Below are 19551 nucleotides of genomic sequence, written 5' to 3' on the forward strand. Positions count from 1 at the left end.
CCGGAGCCGACGTAGTCGACGGCGGAAGGGGATGCGGGCGCGGGAGAGGCCGAGGCGGGCTCGGGGTCGTGGGCGGGCGGTCCGGAGCCGACGTCATCGACGGCGGAAGGGGATGCGGGCGCGGGAGAGGCCGAGGCGGGCTCGGGGTCGTGGGCGGGCGGTCCGGAGCCGACGTCGTCGACGGCGGGGGGAGGCAGAGGTGCGGGCCAGACCGAATCTGGAAGCGAGGCGGCTGCCACAGGGGACTGTTCAGGGCGGTCGGACGCCGGTGCCGTCGGCAGGGAGGGGGCCGGGGGTGGCTGCCGGTCGGATGGTGCCGACGGTGTCGGGGCCGGTTCCGGGGGCCTGGGGGCCGGGGCGAACGTCGACGGGGTCGGGGGTGCGGCCGGCGGAGGCTCCCAGGGCGACCGCGGCCGGGGTGGCGCGCCGGTCGCCGCGCCGGGAGCGGGAGGCGGAGCGGAGGGAGTCGCCGGAGCCGGGGGGGCGGGCGGCGGGGTGACTGGTCGCGGGGTGACGGGGTCCTGGGCCGCGCGTTGCGTCGGCACCGCGGGCTCCCGGGACTCCGTTCCCCCCGCCCCTCCGGCACCTCGGTCCGCGCCCCCAGCGCCCGGGTCCGCGCCACCGTCGTCGTTCCGCCTGCCCCGCGCCGGATCTCGCAACGGCACCGGATCGCGCTGCGGCCCGGCCTCGCGGGGCGGTGTCGTGCCCGGCAGGTCCGTCACCGTGTGCTTCGCCGAGGCGAAGCGGTCGTCCAGGGAATCGGGCGCGGCCGCGGGTCCCGTGTCCTCAGTGGAGTCGTCGTACAGCTGTCCCCACCAGTCGTCCTCAGGACGGGCGGGCCTTCCCCCCTGCTGGCTCATGCCTCTGATTGTCCACCGCACGGGCCGTATGAAAACGGGGCATCAGGAAAATCCGGCGCACCCGGCCGCGTCGAACGGCGTGTCGGGTGAGGGAGTGAACAGCCGTACGAGAGAGGGCTGATGGTCGCCGGGCGGCCCCACCCCCCACGGGAGGACCGCCCGGCGACGTCCAGGTGACCCGGCCCCGGATCCCCTTCCCGTGGCTCGCACGCGTCCGGGCCCGGGCCACGGACCAGGGCGACCGGGCCGTGACGGGGCACCGGTCGGATGGCCGGATTGTGGCTTGGTTTCCTGGGACCCGGCCGTGAATCGAGAGAACTGCCCGAGTCCCGCGATGCTGCCACCTTGGCAGACCCGCCTCCGGTACGGCGATGATGTTTCGCGGCGGGTTTGCGCCGTGGCCGGTTTCCGCCAGGCCGGGCCCGTCGTGGTGGCTGGTTGGTGGCGGGTTCCGGGCCCTGGATTCCAGGCCGGTTCCAGGGGAGGGACGTGGGCCGATGCTGGCGGCGATAGGGCTGGACGACACGCACGAGGCGGCGTACCGGGCGCTGGTGTCCGTGGGCGCGGCCGACGTGACCGATCTGGCGCGGCGCCTGACGCTGTCCGAGCCGGACGCCGAGCGGGCGCTGCGCCGGCTGGAGCGGCAGGGGCTCGCCGCCCAGTCCCCGGCCCGGCCGGGCCGCTGGGTGGCGGCCCCGCCCGGGGTGGCGCTGGGCGCGCTGCTCACCCAGCAGCGGCACGAGCTGGAGCAGGCGGAGCTGGCGGCGGCGCTGCTCGCGGAGGAGTACCGGGCGGCGGCGGCCGAGCCCGCGGTGCACGACCTGGTGGAGGTGGTCACCGGTGCCTCGGCGGTGGCCCAGCGCTTTCTGCAGCTGCAGCTGGGGGCGGCCGAGGAGGTGTGCGCCCTGGTGACCGGCAATCCGGTGGTCGTGTCCGGCGTGGAGAACGAGGCGGAGGCGCAGGCGGCCGGGCGCGGGGTGCGCTACCGGGTGGTGGTGGAGCGCGCGGTGCTGGAGCCACCGCACGGGCTGACCGAGCTGACGGCGGCGCTCGGCCGGGAGGAGCAGGTGCGGGCGGTGGACCGGGTGCCGACGAAGCTGGTGATCGCCGACCGTGCGCTCGCGATGGTGCCGCTGACCTCGCGCACGGCGGAGCCGGCCGCGCTGGTGGTGCACGCCAGCGGGCTGCTGGAGCTGCTGGCCGGGCTGTTCGAGTCGGTGTGGCGGGAGGCGCTGCCGCTGCGGCTGGGGGCGTCGGGGGTGGTCGAGGAGCAGCCGGACGGCCCTGACGCCACCGATCTGGAGGTGCTGTCGTTGCTGCTGGCCGGGCTGACCGACGCGAGCGTGGCCAAGCAGCTCGACCTGGGCCTGCGGACCGTGCAGCGCCGGGTGCGGCGGCTGATGGAACTGGCCGGGGTGACGACCCGGCTGCAGCTGGGCTGGCACGCGTACGAGCGGGGCTGGGTCACGCGCTCGTAGGCTCCGGCCCGCCCGGCACCACCCGCCGTCACCCGCCGTCGCCTGCCCTCGCCCGCCTTCTCGGGCACTCTGGGCAGATGGGAGTGTGGGAACTCCTGCTGGTCGGTGTGGTCGTCGCGCTCGGCCTGTGCGGAGTGCTGGTGCCCGGGGTGCCGGGGTCGTGGCTGGTGTGGGCCGCGGTGCTGTGGTGGGCGCTGACGGATCCGCGGCCACTGACCTGGGCGGTCCTGACGGGGGCCAGCGCGGTGCTGCTGCTGTCGCTGGCGGTCCGCACGGCGCTGCCCCCGCGCCGGCTCCGCCAGAGCGGCGCCACACCGCGGATGGGGGTGTACGCGGGCGCCGGGGCGTTCCTCGGCTTCGTCCTGCTGCCGGTGCTGGGCGCGCTGCCGGGCTTTGTGGCCGGCATCTATCTCTACGAGCGGCTGCGCCTGGGCGGGCACGGCGAGGCGATGGCCGCCCTCCGCACGACGCTGCGCTCGGGCGGCTCCAGCGTGCTGACGGAACTGTTCGCCTGCCTGCTGATCGCGGGGGCGTGGCTGGGTGCGGTGCTGTGGGGTTGAGCGGTGACGCGGGAGCGGTCACGAGGGGGATTCGGCGAGCGCCCGCCGTACCGTCCCGGCCACCACGGTCATGCCGGTGTCGTTGAAGTGCAGGTGGTCGCCGGGATCGTAGGCGGGAAGGAGGCGGGTCGGGTCGGCCGTGTCGCGGAGGGCGGCGTCGGCGTCGGCGACCGCGTCGAAGGTGCCGCCGGTGCGGATGAAGGCGTTCACCCGCTGCCGTACCGCCTCGCGGGCGACCGTGTAGGCGGAGAAGCCCCGGTACGGGGTGAGGGTGACGCCGACGACCCGGACGCCCCGGACGTGGGCGCGGGCGACGAGTGCGCGGTAGGCGTCTGCGTAGGCCGTGACGTCGTCGGCCGTCGGTGTGCCCTTGATGTCGTTGATGCCCTCCAGGACCACCAGGACCCGTACCCCGGCCCGGTCCAGGGCGTCGGCGTCCAGGCGGGCGAGGGCGCGCGGTCCGGTGCCGTCGCGCAGCAGACGGTTTCCGGAGATTCCGGCGTTGAGGACGCCGAGCCGGTCCGCGTGCAGCTGTTCGGCGAGCCGGTCGGGCCAGCGGTGGTCGGTGTCGGGGGTGGAACCGTTTCCGTCGGTGAGGGAGTCGCCGAAGGCGACGATGCTGCCCGACGCGGCGCCGAGGACGTCGACGCCGGTGACGTAGTACCAGCTGCTGATGGTTCTGCTGTAGGCGGCGCCGTTCTCGTCGGCGGCCCGGCCCGCGCCGTCCCGGGCGACGTAGCTGGTCTGCAGGGCGGTCTGGTGGTAGGTGGCGGGCCCGCTGTCGTCGGGGGTGTACACGGTGACGAGGAGGTCGGCTGCGGCCGGGAGGGGCAGCGGCACCGGGTCGGTGACCGTGTCCTGGCCGGTCGGGACGGTGACCGTCCGGGCGCCGTGGAACGTGGCGGTGCGCAGGGTGCCGGGCACCGCGCTCGGGCCGGCCCCACGGCGCAGCGCGACGGTGACCGCGCCGAGCCGCAGGGGCGCGGTGCCGAAACGGTTGCCCAGCCGGATGCGGACGGCCGTGCCGCCGACGCTGAGGTGGACGACGTTGCGGATCGCGGCACCGGGCAGTGCGGAAGCGGTTCCCGACGGCGCGGTCTCCCAGCTGCCCGTCCAGGACGGCGGCGCCGGCTCCGCCACAGCCGGCGTGGTCGTGCCCGGCACCATCGCCAGCAGCAGCACCGCGAGGATCCGTCCGGCCCCGGCCATCTCCGCACCCGCCCTTCCCCGTTGCCCGTCCGAGCAGACCGTGCCACAGGGCCGGGCCGCACCACCGCACCCGCGACAGCGGTCCACCCGCTCGGCGCAACGGGGCGCGGGACGGCGGCCCTGGGACCGGTCGTCGAACTCCCCCCGCCTTCGGCCGGCACGCACCTGACGCCGCGGGGCCCGCCCTCCGGACGGACGACGGGCGTTCGACCACAGGACCTAGGACGCGGAGCCGATGTGCGGGGCGGCCCGGCGTGCTTGGCTGGCGTCATGACCGAATTCAGCGAGGCGGAGCGCACCTATCTGGCATCGCAGCGGCTGGGCCGCATGGCCACGGTCGACCCGCACGGCCAGCCGCAGGCGAACCCCGTGGGCTTCTTCGTCCAGGACGACGGCACGATCCTGGTCGGCGGCTACGCGATGGGTACGACGAAGAAGTGGCGCAATCTCCGGCACAACCCGAAGGTCGCCCTGGTCGTGGACGACATCGCGAGCATACGGCCCTGGCGGGTGCGCGGTGTCGACATCCGTGGCGAGGCAGAACTCCTCGTCGGTCCGCACGACTTGGGCCCGCACTTCAGCGAGGAGGTGATCCGCGTCCATCCCCGCAAGGTGCGCAGCTGGGGCCTGGAGGAGGAGCCTGGGACGGACGAGAGCTGAGCGAGCGCCGGCGGGCCGTGTCGGCCGGGCTCGGCATCAGCGTCCTGGCGGGCCGGTGCGACGCGGGGTCCGCCACCGCCGTCCTCGACTCCCACCGCCCTAACCGGTGAGCGCGCCCTCCAGGGTCAGCAGCCACACCTTGCGTTCGACTCCGCCCGCGTACCCCGTCATCGATCCGTCCGCGCCGATGACCCGGTGACACGGGCGCACGATCAGCAGGGGGTTGGCGCCGATCGCGCCACCGACGGCGCGAACCGCCGCGCGGGAGGCGCCGATCCGCGCGGCGATCTCCCCGTAGGTGACGGTGGCGCCGTACGGCACCGCGTCCAGCGCGGCCCACACCCGCTGCCGGAAGTCGGTGCCGTGCGGGCTCAACGGCAGCCGGAATTCCTTGAGTTCACCGGCGAAGTACGCGGCGAGCTGGTCCGCGGCGGCCCGGAACGGCCCGGCATCGTGCCGCCAGCCGTCCTGCACGCTCTGCCCGCCCTGCTGCCCGGGCACGGACAGCGAGGTGAGGGCCCCGTCCGCGTCGGCGGTGAGCAGCAACCGGCCCACCGGAGCGTCCAGTCGAGTCCAGTAAACGGTTGTCATCGGTCGTTCCACCCCCCTGCCACGCGCAGATGCTGGACGGCGTACGAGCGCCAGGGCCGCCAGCCGTCGGGCACCTCCGCCCCCGGCGGGGCGACGTCCGGATCGCCGAGCGCGCGGACGCGTACGGCGGCAGCTGTGGCCGGGTCCATCCCGGGCAGGGCACGCAGGGCCTCCTGCGCGTCGTCCCGGTCGGCGCCCGGGTCCAGCCGTACGGTGCCGTCGGCGAGGGCGGCGGCCAGCGCGCCCAGCGGCCCGTCCGGCTCGGCCTCGGCGAGGACGGCCGGCTCGGGGAAGAGATGGGTGAGGCTGCCGCAGGGCGCGTCGAGCACCTTGCCGTACCGCCGTACCAGCTCCCGAGCGCCTTCCTTCCCGACCAGAGCGCGTACGGCGGCCTCCGGCGGGTCCACGGCGCCGGGCGAGCGCAGCCCGGGCCGCGCGGAGACCAGCGGGCCCAGCCGGGAATCGGCGCCGAGCCGTTCGTCGACGGCGTACGGGTCGGCGTCGAGGTCGAACAGGCGGCGCAGCCGCTGCACCGCGGTGGTGAGGTCCCGGGGGTCGGTGAGGTGCAGCCGCGCGTCGAGCCAGCCGCCCGGATGGGTGCCGGTACCGGTCCTCGGCGCCCCGGTGCGCTCCTCGACGGCGACGATCCCGGTGCCGTACGGCAGCCGCAGGGTGCGCCGGTAGGTACGGCCGCCCGGCGCGCCGGAAACCTCCTCTACACCGGTTACCGCCTCCGCCGCGAGCTGGCCGAAGACGGCGGCGGCCTGGTAGGGGCCGCGGTAAGCGAGCCGTAGCGGTATCCCGGCGCCCGGAGCGGCCCGGCCCCGGCCCCGAGGGGCGGCGGCCCGCAGCTCGGTCGGCGTCGAGGCGTACACCTCCCGGACGGTGTCGTTGAACTGCCGCACGCTGGCGAACCCGGACGCGAACGCGATCTCGGTGACCGGCAGCTCGGTGGTCTGCAGCAGCACCCGCGCTGTGTGCGCCCGCTGGGCCCGGGCGAGCGCCACGGGCCCGGCGCCGAGTTCCGCGGTGAGCTGCCGCTGGACCTGCCGCGCGCTGTAGCCGAGCCGCGCGGCGAGCCCGGCGACGCCCTCGCGGTCCACGACGCCGTCGGCGATCAGCCGCATGGCCCTCCCGACGGCGTCCGCCCGCACGTTCCACTCCGCCGACCCCGGCACGGCGTCCGGCCGGCACCGCCGGCAGGCCCGGAACCCGGAGCCCTGCGCAGCGGCGGCCGTCGGGAAGAACCGCACGTTGTGCCGCTTCGGCGTCACCGCGGGGCAGCTGGGCCGGCAGTAGATCCCGGTGGTCTCGACGGCGAAGAAGAACACTCCGTCGAACCGCCCGTCCCGGCTCCGCACCGCCTCGTACCTGGTGTCTTCGTCCATCACATGTTCCAGTGTGGACCGGGGCGGGGGATGGGACTGGCGGAAATCGGACGTGGATCTGACGTTCGCTTTTGGGCTCGGGCCGGCAAGAACCAGCCCGTCCGGCTTTTGAGGACGAGGCCGTCAGGCCGAAGCGGGGGCACGGGGGCCGCAGCCCCCGGGCCCCCGCACCAGTACCGGGCACTACTGGAAACGCCCTCGCTTGGCCTCCATCGCCGCCCTCCCCTCGGCACCCTTCCTCCTCCAGTCCCGCCGAAGCTCCGCACGGACCCGCGCATCGGTCTTGGCCACGATCCACTGGTTCTCCCGCACCAGCTTCCGGTAGCTCTCCAGCCGTCGCCGAGGGAGCTCCCCGTCCTCCACGGCGGAGCGAACCGCGCAGTCCGGCTCAGTCTCGTGGGCGCAGTCGTGGAAACGGCACCGCTCGGCCAGTTCCTCGATCTCGGAGAACACCTGGCCGACCCCCGTCTCGGCGTCGTACAGGCCCACACCCCGCAGTCCGGGGGTGTCGATCAGCACCCCGCCCGACGGCAGGGCGAGCAGGTTGCGGGTGGTCGTGGTGTGCCGGCCCTTGCCGTCGACGTCCCGGGCTGCCCGTACGTCCATGACGTCCGCGCCGACGAGGGCGTTGGCCAGCGTGGACTTGCCCGCGCCGGACTGGCCGAGCAGCACGGACGTACCGGAGCCGACGAGCGCGACGAGGACGTCGAGCCCCTCGCCGTGCAGGGCGCTGACGGTGAGCACCGGCACACCGGGCGCGCTCGTCTCCACGTCCTGCACCAGGTGGGCCAGGGTGACCGGGTCCGGCACGAGGTCGGCCTTGGTGAGGACGACGACGGGCTGGGCGCCGGACTCCCAGGCCAGGGCGAGGAAGCGTTCGATCCGGCCGAGGTCGAGGTCGACGGCGAGGGACACGGCGACGACGGCGTGGTCGACGTTGGCGGCGAGGATCTGCCCGTCGGACCGCTTGGAGGAGGTGGAGCGCACGAAGGCGGTGCGGCGCGGCAGATACGCGCGGACGTATCGCGGGTCGCCGTCGGGGTCGACAGCGACCCAGTCCCCCGTGCACACGACCTTCATCGGGTCACGGGGCACGACGAACTCGGTGTCGGCACGGACGATCCCGTCGGCGGTGACGACGTCGCACTGGCCGCGGTCGACCCGGGCGACCCGGCCGGGCAGCAGTCCGTCGGCGGCGTGGGGCGCGAACGCGTCGGCCCAGGCCTCGTCCCAGCCGTAGGGAGCCAGCGCGGTGGAAACAGCAGAGGTGGAAGTCAAGGGAGACCCTTCACAAGGGTGGCCCCGGGCAGGCGCGTTCGGTGCGCGGTGGGTTCAGCCGGTGGCCACGGAGGTGGACTTGACGGATTCCTGGATGCGGGCAGCGCCCATCGCAATGACAGCCATCGGTCGACACCTCCTCGTCTCACTCGCGCATGCGCACACCACCTCGGCGTGCACGGAAACCGTAGCCCGCCGGAGGGGCGTCGCGTCAAACCATTTTCCGCGTGGCGCGCTTTCCGCGCCGCGTGTTTTCCGCGCCGCGTGTTTTCCGCGCCGCGTGTTTTCCGCGCCGCGTGTTTTCCGTACGGCGCGCTCAGTCGGCCGTGCAGGAGGCCCCGTTGAGCGTGAAACCGTACGGCGCCCGGTTTCTGCCCTGCCAGGTGCCGATGAACCCCACGGACAGCGTGCCGTGCGCGGCGACGGCCTTGTTGTAGTCGGCGGCGGTGGCGGTGACCCGGGCGCCGCTCTGGTGGACGGTGGCGTCCCACATCTGGCCGACCTGCTGGCCGTCGCGGAAGACCCAGGACAGGCTCCAGCCGTCGAGGGGCCGGGCGGTGGTGACGGTGACGGAGGCCTGGAAGCCGTCGGACCACTGGTCGACGAGGTCGTAGACGACGCGGCAGCCGGCCGAGGGGGCGCTGAAGCGGCCGGGGCCGGGGTGGTGCGCGGCCGAGGAGGTGCTGCCCTGGGGTTCGGGGTCGGGCTGCCTGAGGCCGGAGCCGGCCGTGGTCGGTGTCGCGGAGGGGGTGGCGGCGGGTGCCGTCGGCGAGCCGGACCGGGTGCTGGTGCTGGTCCGGGAGACGCTGGGGTCGGCGGCGACCGGCTGCCGGTCGTCGCGGGCGGCGGCGCTGTCCTCGCCGGAGCCGCCGAACGGCATCATCGACACGCCGAGCGCCAGCGCCGAGAGCAGCAGCACGGCGGCGGCGAGCAGGCCGCCGCGCAGGGCGCGGCTGCGACCGGTGCCCTCCTCCGGATCGCCGGCGGCGGGGTCGGCGCCGCCGGGGCGGCCCGCGCCGAGGCGGACCTCGGCGGCACGGCGGCGGCGTTCCAGGTAGGCGAGGCCGCCCCAGCCGATGACCCCGCCCGCCAGCGCGGCGGGCAGCCCGCCGCCGTGCAGGCGCAGACAGGCGGCGGCCTCGGCGCAGCGCACGCAGGTCGCGAGGTGCCGGGAGAGGTCGTCGGGGGTGTCGGCGGCCGGCGAGCGGGTGACCGCGTCCAGCAGGCGGGCGTAGGAGCGGCACTGCGCGTCCATCGGGGTGTCGAGGTGGGCGCGGTGGCAGCGGTCGCGGAACAGGGTGCGGACCTGGTCGAGTTCGTCGGCGACGGTGGCCGGGTCCAGGCCGAGCCGGCGGGCGACGGTGGGCAGGGGCAGCGCCTCCACCTCGGCCAGCCACAGCAGCGACGCGTCGGCCTCCTGCATGTCCCTGAGGCCGCGCAGCGCGACCGGGCGCTCCAGCGGCGGCCCCGAATAGCGAGCGGCCTTGGGGGAGTTGAGCCACAGCCGGAGGTCGGGGTCGAGCTTGTGGCCCTGCCCGTCGGCCTCCCAGGCGGCGGCGGTGTCGCGTACGGCGGTGAGCAGCGCCGGGATCGTGGGCAGCCGGGCGGTGCGGCGGCCCGCGCCGCGCACATGGGTGCTCGCGGCGGCGCGGACCTCACGCATGCCGAGCGTGAAGGCCTCGGTCGCCAGTTGATGAGCCGTCAGGGAACCGGAGGTGCACAGGTCCGCGTAGCTGAGCACTGCGTCCCAGCCCTCCGAGAACAGCGCTGACTCGGTGGCGTCCTTGGGGGTCGGCAGGTCGGGCATGGGACTCCTGCATCCACGAGCGAGGTCAACTCACCACAGAAGGAAGGGAGTTGCGGGGAACCTCGCGGCAGGGCACAGAGCCTTTCACGTCCTCGACACAACTGACAAGCGGCCTGTTCAGATCCGGTTACCGTTGGTGGCGGAGCGAATGCGTGACGCCACGAGCCCACAACTCCCACCTGAGTACGGATGCAGGCGCCGTTCCGCTCACCGTCCCGCCGGACCGGTGCGCGGAATCACACCTCGGCCGGCGCCTCCTCGGCGTCCACCGCCGACTCCTCCGCGGGCAGGCTGTCCATGAAGGAGCTGACGGAGAAGACCGCGCGGCCGGGTCCGGGCGGGCCGTAGCCGGGCGGGGAGGAGAGCCCGAAGTCCTCCATCGTCTGGCGATAGGCCTGGAGCAGCCGGATGTGGTACTCCAGCGGCGCGCCCTGCGGGTTGGCCTTGCCGAGCGGGGTGGTGGGCTCCGGGCACCAGGTGGTGAAGCGGGGCGTGATGCCGTGCGACATGAAGAAGCGCAGGCCCTCGGTGGTCGACGCGATCGCCTCGTCCACGGTCGCGAACCCGAACGGCTCGGCCATCTCCACGCCCGCCACGAAGTTGGGGATCACGTTGCGCGCGCCGAAGACCTCGGCGGAGTCCAGGATGCGCCTGTGCCACTCGTCGCGGCCGACGTAGCGCTCCTTGCCGGGGCAGTACAGCTCGAACAGCCGGCGGTCCCACACCTCGAAGTTGGGGTGGTAGATCTGCACGCCGTAGTCCTTGAACCGCTGCACGTCCGCCTTGGGCAGCGCCTGGGCGACGACCTTGCCGATCCAGCGGCCCGGGAAGCGCTCCTCGATGGCCTTGGCGTAGTGGCCGTAGAAGTCGGCCTCGTCCCGGCCGGCAACCGTTTTCGTAATCGCGCCGCCGGTCAGGGTGTAGGCGGTGGAGGCCTTCTGGGTGTCGTACCGGTCGATGATCTCCAGGGCCTCCAGCACCTCCTCGACGTCCTTCACGCCGGTGTACGGCCGCCCCGCCGCCTTGTGCTGGCGCCAGTTGTGGTTGATGTCGCAGTACTGGCACTCCTCCTTGGCACCGAAGTACTGGCAGACCCGGAAAACGGTGAGATAGATCAGGTAACCCCACTGGATGGTCGGGGCCACCTCCATCACGGACTTCCCGTTGGAGAGGGTGTGCCGGTAGTACTCCGGCATCGGCGGGACACCGACGTCCGCGATCCGCTTCCCGTCGAGGTAGAGCCCGAGCAGCCCCTCGTCGTCGGCGGCCACCCGGTACGGCGAGGCCGGGTTCACCCGTACGGAGACAACCGTACGCCGCAGGTCGTACGGCCCGCCGGTGAGGATGATCTCCTCCGGCGGGCGCCGCAGCGCGGCCTCGCCGAGCTCGGGCAGGGTGCCGTGGTCGAAGGAGAAGATGAAGTACGACTTCGGTTTGACCTCGCCGCTCTCGTTGTCGCTGAGGGCGGACGGGTCGAAGGCGACGCCGCCGCGGAGCAGATCCTCCTTGAAGACGGCTTCCCGTGGTACGTGCGGAAACCGCTCCATCAGATCCTCGACCAGCGCGGTACGACTGCCCATCCGTCTGTCTCCTCCCGGTTCAGGCGTACGTCTCACACCGTATGCCCCCGCCTGCGGCTCAGCCGTGCCGGGTCCCCGCACGGCGCGCGATGTGGTCCGGTACGGCGGTCCCGGCCGGCAGCGCCGGGTCGGGCTCCGGGGTGCCCCAGGCCGTGGTCAGCGGCAGGACCCCGGCCCACAGGCCGAGGGCCGCGTCGGGGCCGTCGCCGTCGTCCGGGGCGCCGGTGCGGATCTTGACGGAGGCCTCCTCCAGGGAGAGGGCGAGGAGGGTGGTGGCGGCCAGTTCCTTCCGGTTGGGGCGGCGGGCGTACGACCACTGGCCGGGCGCGGAGTGCTCGGTGAGCCGGCGCAGGCCCTCCAGCTTCTCCTCGGGGTCGGTGACCTTGCGAGCCGTGCCGTGGATCATGGCGCTGCGGTAGTTGACGCCGTGCTCGAAGACGGACCGGGCGAGCACGAGCCCGTCCACGTGGGTGACGGTCACGCACACCGGCGTGTCACCGGCGAGGCTGCGGCTGGCCACGGACCCGTGCAGATACAGCCACCGCTCGTCCCGCCCGTACACCGTGGGCACGACGAGCGGCCGCCCCTCGACCAGCACACCGAGATGACAGACGAAGGCGGCGTCGAGGATCGCCTCCAGCTCTGCCCGCTCCAGGCCGCCCTGCTCGCGCAGCCGGCGGTGACGGGTGCGGTCGGTGACGGGCAGGCGGGCGGGAAGCGGTTCCTGGGTCATGGATCGAAAAGGTATCGATATCGCAGTCTGCAGGCCAGCCAAATCCCGGATACGTTGATGAATACGGTTTCGGCGACGAAATCCGCAGATGGACTCCCCTCTGGGACACGGCGGATGAGAGGGTCGGCGTAGACGCACTCTCCGGGAGGGACGCAACTGTGGCAGGGACGGCCGAGACCGCCGGGACGGTCACCAACTGGGCGCGCACCGTCACCTACACCGCGCGCGAGTTGCACCGTCCGCGCACGCTCGACGGGCTCGCGGCGCTCGTGGCGCGCAGTGAGCGGGTGCGGGTGCTGGGCAGCGGGCACTCCTTCAACCGGATCGCCGACCCGGGACCGGACGGCGTGCTGCTGTCCACCGCCGGGCTGCCGCGGATGATCGACGTCGACACGGCGGCGCGCACGGTCCGGGTGGCGGGCGGGGTCCGCTACGCCGAACTGGCCCGCACGGTCCACGCGCACGGTCTCGCCCTGCCCAACATGGCCTCCCTGCCGCACATCTCGGTGGCCGGCTCGGTGGCGACGGGCACGCACGGCTCGGGCGTGGACAACGGCCCGCTGGCGTCGGCGGTCCGGGAGGTGGAGATGGTCGTCGCGGACGGCACGGCCGGGGCGATGGGCCGGGACGACCAGCGGTTCGACGGTGTCGTGGCCTCCCTCGGGGCACTCGGCGTCGTCACCGCGCTCACGCTCGATCTGGAGCCGGCGTACGAGGTGGAGCAGCGGGTCTACACCGAACTCCCAATGGAGGGGCTGGACTTCGATGCCGTGGCGGCTGCGGGGTACAGCGTGAGCCTGTTCACGGACTGGCGGAAGCCGGGCTTCAGGCAGGTGTGGGTCAAGCGGCGCACGGACCGGCCGGCGGTGGACTTCCCGTGGGCCGCGCCCGCCGCGGGCCCGCTGCACCCGGTGCCGGGCATGCCCGCGCAGAACTGCACCGAGCAGCTGGGCGTGCCCGGGCCGTGGCACGAGCGGCTGCCGCACTTCCGGGCGGAGTTCACGCCCAGCAGTGGGGAGGAGATCCAGTCGGAGTATCTGCTGCCGCGCTCGGCGGCCCTCGACGCGCTGTATGCGATCGACGGCATCCGGGAGACGGTCGCCGGGGTGCTGCAGACCTGTGAGGTGCGCACGGTCGCCGCCGACACGCAGTGGCTGAGCCCGGCCCACGGACGGGATTCGGTCGCGCTGCACTTCACCTGGGTGCGGGACGAGACGGCGGTGCTGCCGGTGGTGCGCCGGCTGGAGGAGGTGCTGGAGCCGTTCGACCCGCGCCCGCACTGGGGGAAGGTCTTCGAGATCCCCTCGTCCGTACTCCGCGGGCGGTACGAACGGTTCACCGATTTCCAGGCCCTGGTCCGCCACCTGGATCCTTCCGGCACGTTCACCAACGCCTTCCTGCGGGACCTCCTCGGCCTCCTGGACGACTGACGGCCGCTCGGACGAGGACTTTCTCCAGCCCCCTCTCCTTTCTCCAGCCCCTTTCCTAACCCCTTGTCGAAACCTCCTCCCAGCCCATAGCCTGGCGCCCGCGCCGGTGCCGATGCCGCCCCGGCCTGGTCCGGCTGGACGGGATGGGAGGGGCAGCCGCGTTGAAGCGCACATCACGTGACATCCGCACCGCGAACCGCTACGAGGTGCTGCGCCAGATCATCGCCGAGTCTCCCGCCTCCCGGCAGGAGCTGGCCGCCGCCACCGGACTGAGCCTGGCCACGGTCGCCACGCTTGTCGGCGAGCTGCTCGACCTCCGCATGATCACCGAAGTCGGGTTCGAGGACTCGGCCGGCGGCCGGCCCCGGGGCCTGGTGGCCGTCAACGCGTCGGGGGGCGCGTTGATCGGCGTCGACATCGCGGAGACGTACGTCCATGTCGAGCTGTTCGACCTGGCGTTGAACGTGCTGGCCCGCGCCGACGAGGACATGCGGCCCGGCGAGAGCCGCCCGGAGCAGGTGGTGGGGCATGTGGCCGCGGCCGTCGGCTCGGTGGTGGCACAGGCCGGGGTCGAGGCGGCCCGGGTGCTCGGCGTCGGGGTGAGCGTGCCGGGCCAGGTGGACCGGGACACCGGCCTCGCCGAGTACGCGCCCAACTGGGACTGGCACGAGGTGCCGTTGCTCGACCTGCTCGCCGAACACATCGCGTACCCCCTGTACTTGGACAATCCGCTGCGCGCCTGCGCGGTGGCCGAGCTGTGGTTCGGGGCCGCGCGGGGGCGCGGGGACGCGGTCGTGGTCAATCTGGGCACGGGGGTCGGCGCCGGGCTCGCCCTCGGCGGCGCGCTGCACCGGGGGGTGAGCAACAGCGCCGGCGAGTGGGGCCACACCACGCTCGTGCTGGACGGGCGGCTGTGCCACTGCGGCAATCACGGCTGTGTCGAGACGTACGTCGGCGCGCCCGGCATTATGCAGAACCTGCGCGAACTCAGCCCGCACTCCCCGCTGTTGCACCCCGAGGACCAGACCGCCACCATCGACGCCCTGGCCCGCGCGGTCGCCGCGAGCGATCCGGTCGCCCTCAAGGTGGTCCGGGACACCGCCCGTTATCTCGGCGCCGGCATCTCCGATCTGATCAACCTCCTCAACCCCGAAGTGGTCGTGCTCAGCAGCTGGGTTGCCGCCCGGCTGGGCGAGCCGCTGCTCGGCGAGGTCCGCCAGGCCGTGGCCCGGCACGCGCTGCGCCGGCCGCTGGCCGCCACCGAGATCGTCCTCTCCCCGATCCCCACCGACCCGGTGTCCCTGGGCGCGGCAACGTTCGCGCTGGAAGGGGCGCTGCAGTCCGTCGGGCAGAGGTCAGCACAACGCAGCAACGCAAGGAGCCGTACCGCACCGCCTTCATGACGACGGAAGGGATGCACGTGTCTCACCCCCGCAAGAGATTCCTGCTGCTGACAGCCTCCGCCGCACTGGCCGTCACCGGAGCCCTCCTCACCTCCCCGGCCGCGAGTGCCGACGCCGCCCCGGCCGCCGCCGAGGTCTCCCCCCACGCCGCCCAGACCATCGACAACATCGGCGCGTCCGGCGCCTGGTGGGTCAACGACCTCCAGCGCTTCGACCCGAAGGTCCAGGCCCGGGTCGCCCGACTCCTCTTCTCCCAGCAGGGGTTGGCGCTGAGCTCGTACCGCTACAACATCGGCGGCGGTGGTGTCGCGGTCACCACGCCGGCCCGCGCCGCCGAGGACTTCCTCGCCCCCGACGGCTCCTACGACTGGAGCAAGGACAAAGGTGGCCGGACCTTCCTGAAGTACGCCGCGCAGTACGGCGTGAAGGACCTGATCGGCTTCGTCAACAGCGCGCCGGCCCAGTGGACGACCAACGGCAAGAGCTGCGGCGGACAGCTGAAGGCCCAGAACGAGGGCGACTTCGCGAAGTACGTCGCCGACGTGACCGATCACTTCGCGCGGCAGGACGTGAAGCTGGACTACGTCAGCCCCTTCAACGAGCCGGACAACAGCTTCGCCGACTGCGGCCAGGAGGGCATGCCGGTGCCCGTCGGCCAGCGCGACGACATCGTGCGCGCGCTGGGCGCCGAGCAGCGGGCCCGGCACCAGAAGACGGGCCTCATCGCGGACGAGTCCAGCAAGACCACGCAGTTCACCAGCGAGGTCCCGCAGTGGATGGCGCAGCCCGGCACCGCGCAGTACGTGTCCAAGCTGGCCCATCACACGTACAACAACCCGGACGACGGCCAGCTCGGAAACGTTTACGAGACGGCGAAATCCGTCGGCAAGACGCCGTGGGCCACCGAGATCTGCTGCTTCGGCAAGGGCAGCACGGGCTGGAACCAGGAGTACGACCCCACCATCGACAACGCCCTGCTGATGTCGCGGATCATCCACAAGGACTTCGCGACCTCCCACGACTCGGCGTTCCAGTGGTGGGTGGCGCTCGCCAGCGGTTACGGCACCGATCCGAACACCAGGAACGACCAGGGCTGGAACGACGGCCTGATCTACTACGACCCCGGCTACGCGACGAACGGCAACCAGAGGCTGTACTTCACCAAGCGGTACTACGCGCTGGGCCAGTACAGCAGGTTCGTCCGGCCGGGCGCGGTCGCGCACAACGTGACCGGGGCTCCGGACGGCGTGGAGGTGTCGTCGTACGACCGGAACGGGCAGTGGGTGGTCGTGGTGAACAACCACAACACCACCGAGACCGCGCTGAACTTGCACTTCAACAGCAAGGCGCCGGTGCGGGCGACACAGGCGGTGCGGACCTCGGCGGACGAGAACTGGGCGAAGGTCGCCGAGCCGGCTGTCAGCGGCGGAACCGTTTCCACGACCCTGGCCGCCCGCTCCATCACGACCTACGTCCTCGACCAGCAGGACCAGGGCAGTACGGCGCTCACCGGCGCCCTGGCCGGCAAGCAGTCCGGCAAGTGCCTGACCGCCGACGCCTCGGGGGCCACGATCGCCTCCTGCACGGGCGCGCCGGGCCAGTCGTGGTCGTACGACGCCTTGGGCACCCTGAAGGACGCCAACGGCTACCTGACGGCGGGGAGTTCGGGCTTGACGGCGACCGCGGCCGCCACGGACGACGGCACTCAGCGGTGGCTGCTGAACGGCAACGGGCAGATCGTGAACGAGGCGTCGGGCCAGTGCCTGGACGTCAGCGGACAGGCGACCGCCGACGGCAGCAAGGTGATTCTGTACGGCTGCAACGGCGGCGCGAACGAGGCCTGGACCCGGCAGTAACCCCTGCTTCCGCTGACCGAGGGCCGCAGGCCACTCCCCTGACCCGGCGGCCCTCATCTCCCTTCCCCCTCCAGGTCGTTCGGAATTCCGAACTAGACACAACACTTCGAACAGAGCGGCGACGGTCAGTCCGGCGGCGGCCCGGAGTATCGAGGCTGCCGCCAAGCTCACCACCGGCAAGGTCAAGGGCGTGTACCTCGGCAACGACCTGCACGCCGTCGTCAACCCGCTGATCTGGTCCGCGGGCGCCGACACCCTCGACGACAAGAACCGGATCGCCTACCACACGCCCGCCGTCGCCGAGGGCCTGAAGAAGATGCGCAAGCTGTTCACCAGCGGCCATCTGCTCCTCGGCGCCCCCACCGACTACTGGGACCCCTCCTCGCTCAGCCAGGGCCTGTGTGCCATCCAGTTCTGCGGCATGTGGGCCATGCCGCAGTTCCAGAAGGCGCTCGGCGACGACCTCGGCGTCTTCCCCTTCCCGAAGACCGTCGACTCGGGCAAGCCCTCGGTCTACAACGGCGGCTGGTCGATGTTCGTCAACGCCAAGGGCGACAACGCCGACGCGGCCAAGGAGTACGTGAAGTGGCTGTGGATCGACCAGAAGAAGTACCAGGAGGACTGGGCGACGTCGTACGGCTTCCACATCCCGCCGCGCGCCTCGATCGCCGCGTCGGCCACCAAGCTCGAGTCCGGTCTGCCCGCGCAGGGTGTGAAGCTCTTCAACCAGTACGGGCACTTCGACAACATCGCCTGGACCCAGGCCATGATCAGCGCGTCGTGGGACGTCATGGCCGACTGCGTCCGCAAGGAAGGTGACCCGGAGGCGGCGCTCGACAAGTGCGACAAGGCCGTCAACCGCGAGCTCAAGAAGCTCTTCGGATAGGCCGGCGGACGGACCACGACATGTCGACGACCACCAAACCCGTCCTCGCGGGCCCCGCCCCGGCCAAGGCCGAACCGGCCCGGACCTGGCGGGGCCTGCGGGGCAGCCGCACGTTCAACTTCTGGCTCTTCCTCAGCCCCTTCCTCGTCGGGCTGATCGTCTTCATCTACGTGCCGATCGTCTGGAGCGTCTACCTCAGCTTCTTCGACGCGCGCTTCACCGTCACGCCGAGCAGGTTCATCGGCTTCGACAACTACACGTACATGCTGACGGACCCCAAGTTCGTCGACTCGCTCGGCACCTTCACGGTCTTCGCCGCGTTCATCGTGCCGACCACCTGGGCGGTGTCGCTGGGTCTCGCCCTGCTGGTGAACCGGCTCAGGTTCATGCGGGCGTTCTTCCGGTCGGTGTTCTTCCTGCCGACCGCGTGCAGTTATGTCGCGGCGTCGCTGATCTGGAAGATGTCCCTCTTCAGCGGCGTGCGCTTCGGCCTGATGAACACGGTCCTCGGCTGGTTCGGGATCGACAACATCGCCTGGCTGGCCAGCCCGGATCCACCCTGGTACTGGCTGGTCATCGTCTCGGCACGACTGTGGCTGCAGTCCGGTTTCTACATGATCCTCTTCCTGGCCGCGTTGCAGAACATCCCGGCCGAGCTGTACGAGGCCGCCGCCATCGACGGCGCCAAGCGGGGCTGGCAGACCTTCCGGCACATCACGCTGCCCCAGCTGCGCGCCACCTCGACCGCGGTGATCCTGCTGCTGCTCATCGCCGCCTACCAGGCCTTCGACGAGTTCTTCAACCTGCTCGACAAGACCACGTGGGGCCGGCCCCCGCTGGTCGAGCTGTACTACACCGCCCTGGGCCAGGAACAGGACTACGGCGCCGGCAGCGCGGGCGCCGTCATCCTGACCGCGCTCATCGTCGTCGTCACCCTGTTCCAGGGCAGGCTCATGGGCTTCGGAAGGGGGGACGAGTCCAAGTGACCGCCAAACGCGGGGGCGGGGTGATGGGCAACACCGGCCTCTACATCGCCACCGGTGTCGCCGCCGTCCTCTTCCTGGTCCCGTTCTACGTGCTGCTGCGCAACTCCCTGTCCACCGACGCCCGGATCACCGGAGAACACTGGGAGTTCCTTCCCACGCCCCCGCAGTGGGGCAACATCGGCGAGCTGTTCGACGACCCGGCGGTGCCGTTCGCCCGGTCGCTGCTGAACTCCGCGGTCGTCGCCGTCTCCATGACCGCCGGCATCCTGCTGGTGTGCTCGCTCGCGGGCTACGCCCTGGCCCGCATCCCGTACCGGCACGCCAACAAGATCTTCTACGTCGTGCTGGGCACCCTGATGGTCCCGACCTCGGTGACCTTCGTGCCCAGTTTCGTGCTGGTGTCGTCGCTCGGCTGGGTGGACACCTACCGGGGTCTGATCATTCCGGGGCTGTTCAGTGGTTTCACCTGCTTCCTGTTCCGGCAGTACTTCCTCGGGTTCCCCAAGGAGCTGGAGGAGGCGGCGCGCGTGGACGGGCTCGGCTACTGGGGCGCGTACTGGCGGGTCGTCGTCCCCAACTCGCTGAACTTCTTCGCGGCGATCGCGACGATCACGTTCATCAACGGCTGGAACGCCTTTCTGTGGCCGCTGGTCATCGGGCAGGACCCCAACTCGTGGACCGTCCAGGTCGCGCTCTCCTCGTACATCACCAACCAGACCGTCGTCTTCCACCAGATCTTCATGGCGGCCGCCATTTCCATCCTGCCGCTGCTGTTCGTGTTCCTCTTCCTCCAGCGCTGGCTGGTGCAGGGGATCGCGCAGACCGGCATCAAGGGCTGAGCTAGGA

The 19551-nt window shown here is 72.2% G+C and carries 15 protein-coding genes and 2 pseudogenes; 9 read left to right on the forward strand and 8 right to left on the reverse strand.

Features of this window, described 5'->3' with window-relative positions; genetic code table 11:
- Positions 1 to 239: pseudogene (locus AB0M27_RS10055) on the reverse strand (hypothetical protein); the annotation flags it as partial.
- 1118 nt (positions 240 to 1357) lie between these two features.
- On the opposite strand from AB0M27_RS10055, the gene AB0M27_RS10060 reads away from it, so the two are divergent.
- Positions 1358 to 2338 (forward strand): helix-turn-helix domain-containing protein, encoded by a 981-nt coding sequence (locus AB0M27_RS10060; protein ID WP_365719873.1) that lies wholly within the window; start codon positions 1358 to 1360, stop codon positions 2336 to 2338.
- Between the two features lie 77 nt (positions 2339 to 2415).
- The gene (locus tag AB0M27_RS10065) at positions 2416 to 2898 is read left to right on the forward strand and encodes a DUF456 domain-containing protein (protein ID WP_365719875.1); all 483 of its coding nucleotides are present in this window, start codon (positions 2416 to 2418) and stop codon (positions 2896 to 2898) included.
- Positions 2899 to 2916: 18 nt separating this feature from the next.
- Here the strand turns inward: AB0M27_RS10065 and AB0M27_RS10070 are convergent, their stop codons facing one another.
- Complete coding sequence (locus AB0M27_RS10070; RefSeq protein WP_365719877.1) at positions 2917 to 4107, reverse strand: GDSL-type esterase/lipase family protein; 1191 nt, start codon at positions 4105 to 4107, stop codon at positions 2917 to 2919.
- 270 nt (positions 4108 to 4377) lie between these two features.
- Between AB0M27_RS10070 and AB0M27_RS10075 the strand changes: the two genes are divergently transcribed.
- Positions 4378 to 4767 carry a PPOX class F420-dependent oxidoreductase gene (locus tag AB0M27_RS10075; RefSeq protein ID WP_365719879.1) on the forward strand — a complete coding sequence of 130 codons (390 nt, stop codon included), beginning with the start codon at positions 4378 to 4380 and terminating at the stop codon, positions 4765 to 4767.
- 99 nt (positions 4768 to 4866) lie between these two features.
- Here AB0M27_RS10075 and AB0M27_RS10080 read toward each other — a convergent pair whose 3' ends face one another.
- From AB0M27_RS10080 to AB0M27_RS10105, 6 genes are all read right to left on the reverse strand, one after another.
- Positions 4867 to 5358, reverse strand: coding sequence for a methylated-DNA--[protein]-cysteine S-methyltransferase (locus AB0M27_RS10080; protein WP_365719881.1), 492 nt, complete (start codon positions 5356 to 5358; stop codon positions 4867 to 4869).
- Entirely contained in the window at positions 5355 to 6746 is a 1392-nt protein-coding gene (locus tag AB0M27_RS10085; protein WP_365719883.1) for an AlkA N-terminal domain-containing protein, read from the reverse strand. The genes AB0M27_RS10080 and AB0M27_RS10085 overlap by 4 nt, the downstream gene beginning before the upstream one ends.
- 183 nt (positions 6747 to 6929) lie before the next feature.
- Entirely contained in the window at positions 6930 to 8024 is a 1095-nt protein-coding gene (gene rsgA / locus AB0M27_RS10090; RefSeq protein WP_365719885.1) for a ribosome small subunit-dependent GTPase A, read from the reverse strand.
- 316 nt (positions 8025 to 8340) lie between these two features.
- Positions 8341 to 9831: a cellulose binding domain-containing protein gene (locus AB0M27_RS10095; RefSeq protein WP_365719887.1), complete on the reverse strand. Its 1491-nt coding sequence runs from the start codon at positions 9829 to 9831 to the stop codon at positions 8341 to 8343.
- 236 nt (positions 9832 to 10067) lie between these two features.
- Positions 10068 to 11411: a radical SAM protein gene (locus AB0M27_RS10100; RefSeq protein WP_365719889.1), complete on the reverse strand. Its 1344-nt coding sequence runs from the start codon at positions 11409 to 11411 to the stop codon at positions 10068 to 10070.
- 58 nt (positions 11412 to 11469) lie between these two features.
- Positions 11470 to 12144, reverse strand: coding sequence for a pyridoxamine 5'-phosphate oxidase family protein (locus AB0M27_RS10105; RefSeq protein ID WP_365719891.1), 675 nt, complete (start codon positions 12142 to 12144; stop codon positions 11470 to 11472).
- Positions 12145 to 12302: 158 nt separating this feature from the next.
- Here AB0M27_RS10105 and AB0M27_RS10110 point away from each other — a divergent pair, with 158 nt between their 5' ends.
- From AB0M27_RS10110 to AB0M27_RS10135, 6 genes and pseudogenes are all read left to right on the forward strand, one after another.
- Entirely contained in the window at positions 12303 to 13574 is a 1272-nt protein-coding gene (locus AB0M27_RS10110; RefSeq protein ID WP_365719893.1) for an FAD-binding protein, read from the forward strand.
- A gap of 161 nt (positions 13575 to 13735) precedes the next feature.
- Positions 13736 to 14977, forward strand: a complete 1242-nt coding sequence (locus tag AB0M27_RS10115; RefSeq protein WP_365719895.1) for an ROK family transcriptional regulator — start codon at positions 13736 to 13738, stop codon at positions 14975 to 14977.
- 11 nt (positions 14978 to 14988) lie between these two features.
- Entirely contained in the window at positions 14989 to 16833 is a 1845-nt protein-coding gene (locus AB0M27_RS10120; protein WP_365720159.1) for a glycoside hydrolase, read from the forward strand.
- A 148-nt stretch (positions 16834 to 16981) separates the two neighbouring features.
- A pseudogene (locus AB0M27_RS10125) lies at positions 16982 to 17719 on the forward strand (extracellular solute-binding protein); the annotation flags it as partial.
- 20 nt (positions 17720 to 17739) lie between these two features.
- Positions 17740 to 18705, forward strand: coding sequence for a sugar ABC transporter permease (locus tag AB0M27_RS10130; protein WP_365719897.1), 966 nt, complete (start codon positions 17740 to 17742; stop codon positions 18703 to 18705).
- A 23-nt stretch (positions 18706 to 18728) separates the two neighbouring features.
- Positions 18729 to 19544 carry a carbohydrate ABC transporter permease gene (locus AB0M27_RS10135; protein WP_365720161.1) on the forward strand — a complete coding sequence of 272 codons (816 nt, stop codon included), beginning with the start codon at positions 18729 to 18731 and terminating at the stop codon, positions 19542 to 19544.
- Positions 19545 to 19551: the final 7 nt, after the last annotated feature.

The sequence above is a fragment of the Streptomyces sp. NPDC052107 genome (assembly GCF_040680215.1).
GTDB lineage: Bacteria > Actinomycetota > Actinomycetes > Streptomycetales > Streptomycetaceae > Streptomyces.

Bases quoted from the DNA above. Each gene is read 5' to 3' on its own strand.
- AB0M27_RS10060 (WP_365719873.1), top strand. From the start codon at position 1,358: ATGCTGGCGGCGATAGGGCTGGACGACACGCACGAGGCGGCGTACCGG.
- AB0M27_RS10065 (WP_365719875.1), top strand. From the start codon at position 2,416: ATGGGAGTGTGGGAACTCCTGCTGGTCGGTGTGGTCGTCGCGCTCGGC.
- AB0M27_RS10070 (WP_365719877.1), bottom strand. From the start codon at position 4,107: ATGGCCGGGGCCGGACGGATCCTCGCGGTGCTGCTGCTGGCGATGGTG.
- AB0M27_RS10075 (WP_365719879.1), top strand. From the start codon at position 4,378: ATGACCGAATTCAGCGAGGCGGAGCGCACCTATCTGGCATCGCAGCGG.
- AB0M27_RS10080 (WP_365719881.1), bottom strand. From the start codon at position 5,358: ATGACAACCGTTTACTGGACTCGACTGGACGCTCCGGTGGGCCGGTTG.
- AB0M27_RS10085 (WP_365719883.1), bottom strand. From the start codon at position 6,746: ATGGACGAAGACACCAGGTACGAGGCGGTGCGGAGCCGGGACGGGCGG.
- AB0M27_RS10095 (WP_365719887.1), bottom strand. From the start codon at position 9,831: ATGCCCGACCTGCCGACCCCCAAGGACGCCACCGAGTCAGCGCTGTTC.
- AB0M27_RS10100 (WP_365719889.1), bottom strand. From the start codon at position 11,411: ATGGGCAGTCGTACCGCGCTGGTCGAGGATCTGATGGAGCGGTTTCCG.
- AB0M27_RS10105 (WP_365719891.1), bottom strand. From the start codon at position 12,144: ATGACCCAGGAACCGCTTCCCGCCCGCCTGCCCGTCACCGACCGCACC.
- AB0M27_RS10120 (WP_365720159.1), top strand. From the start codon at position 14,989: ATGCACGTGTCTCACCCCCGCAAGAGATTCCTGCTGCTGACAGCCTCC.
- AB0M27_RS10130 (WP_365719897.1), top strand. From the start codon at position 17,740: ATGTCGACGACCACCAAACCCGTCCTCGCGGGCCCCGCCCCGGCCAAG.
- AB0M27_RS10135 (WP_365720161.1), top strand. From the start codon at position 18,729: ATGGGCAACACCGGCCTCTACATCGCCACCGGTGTCGCCGCCGTCCTC.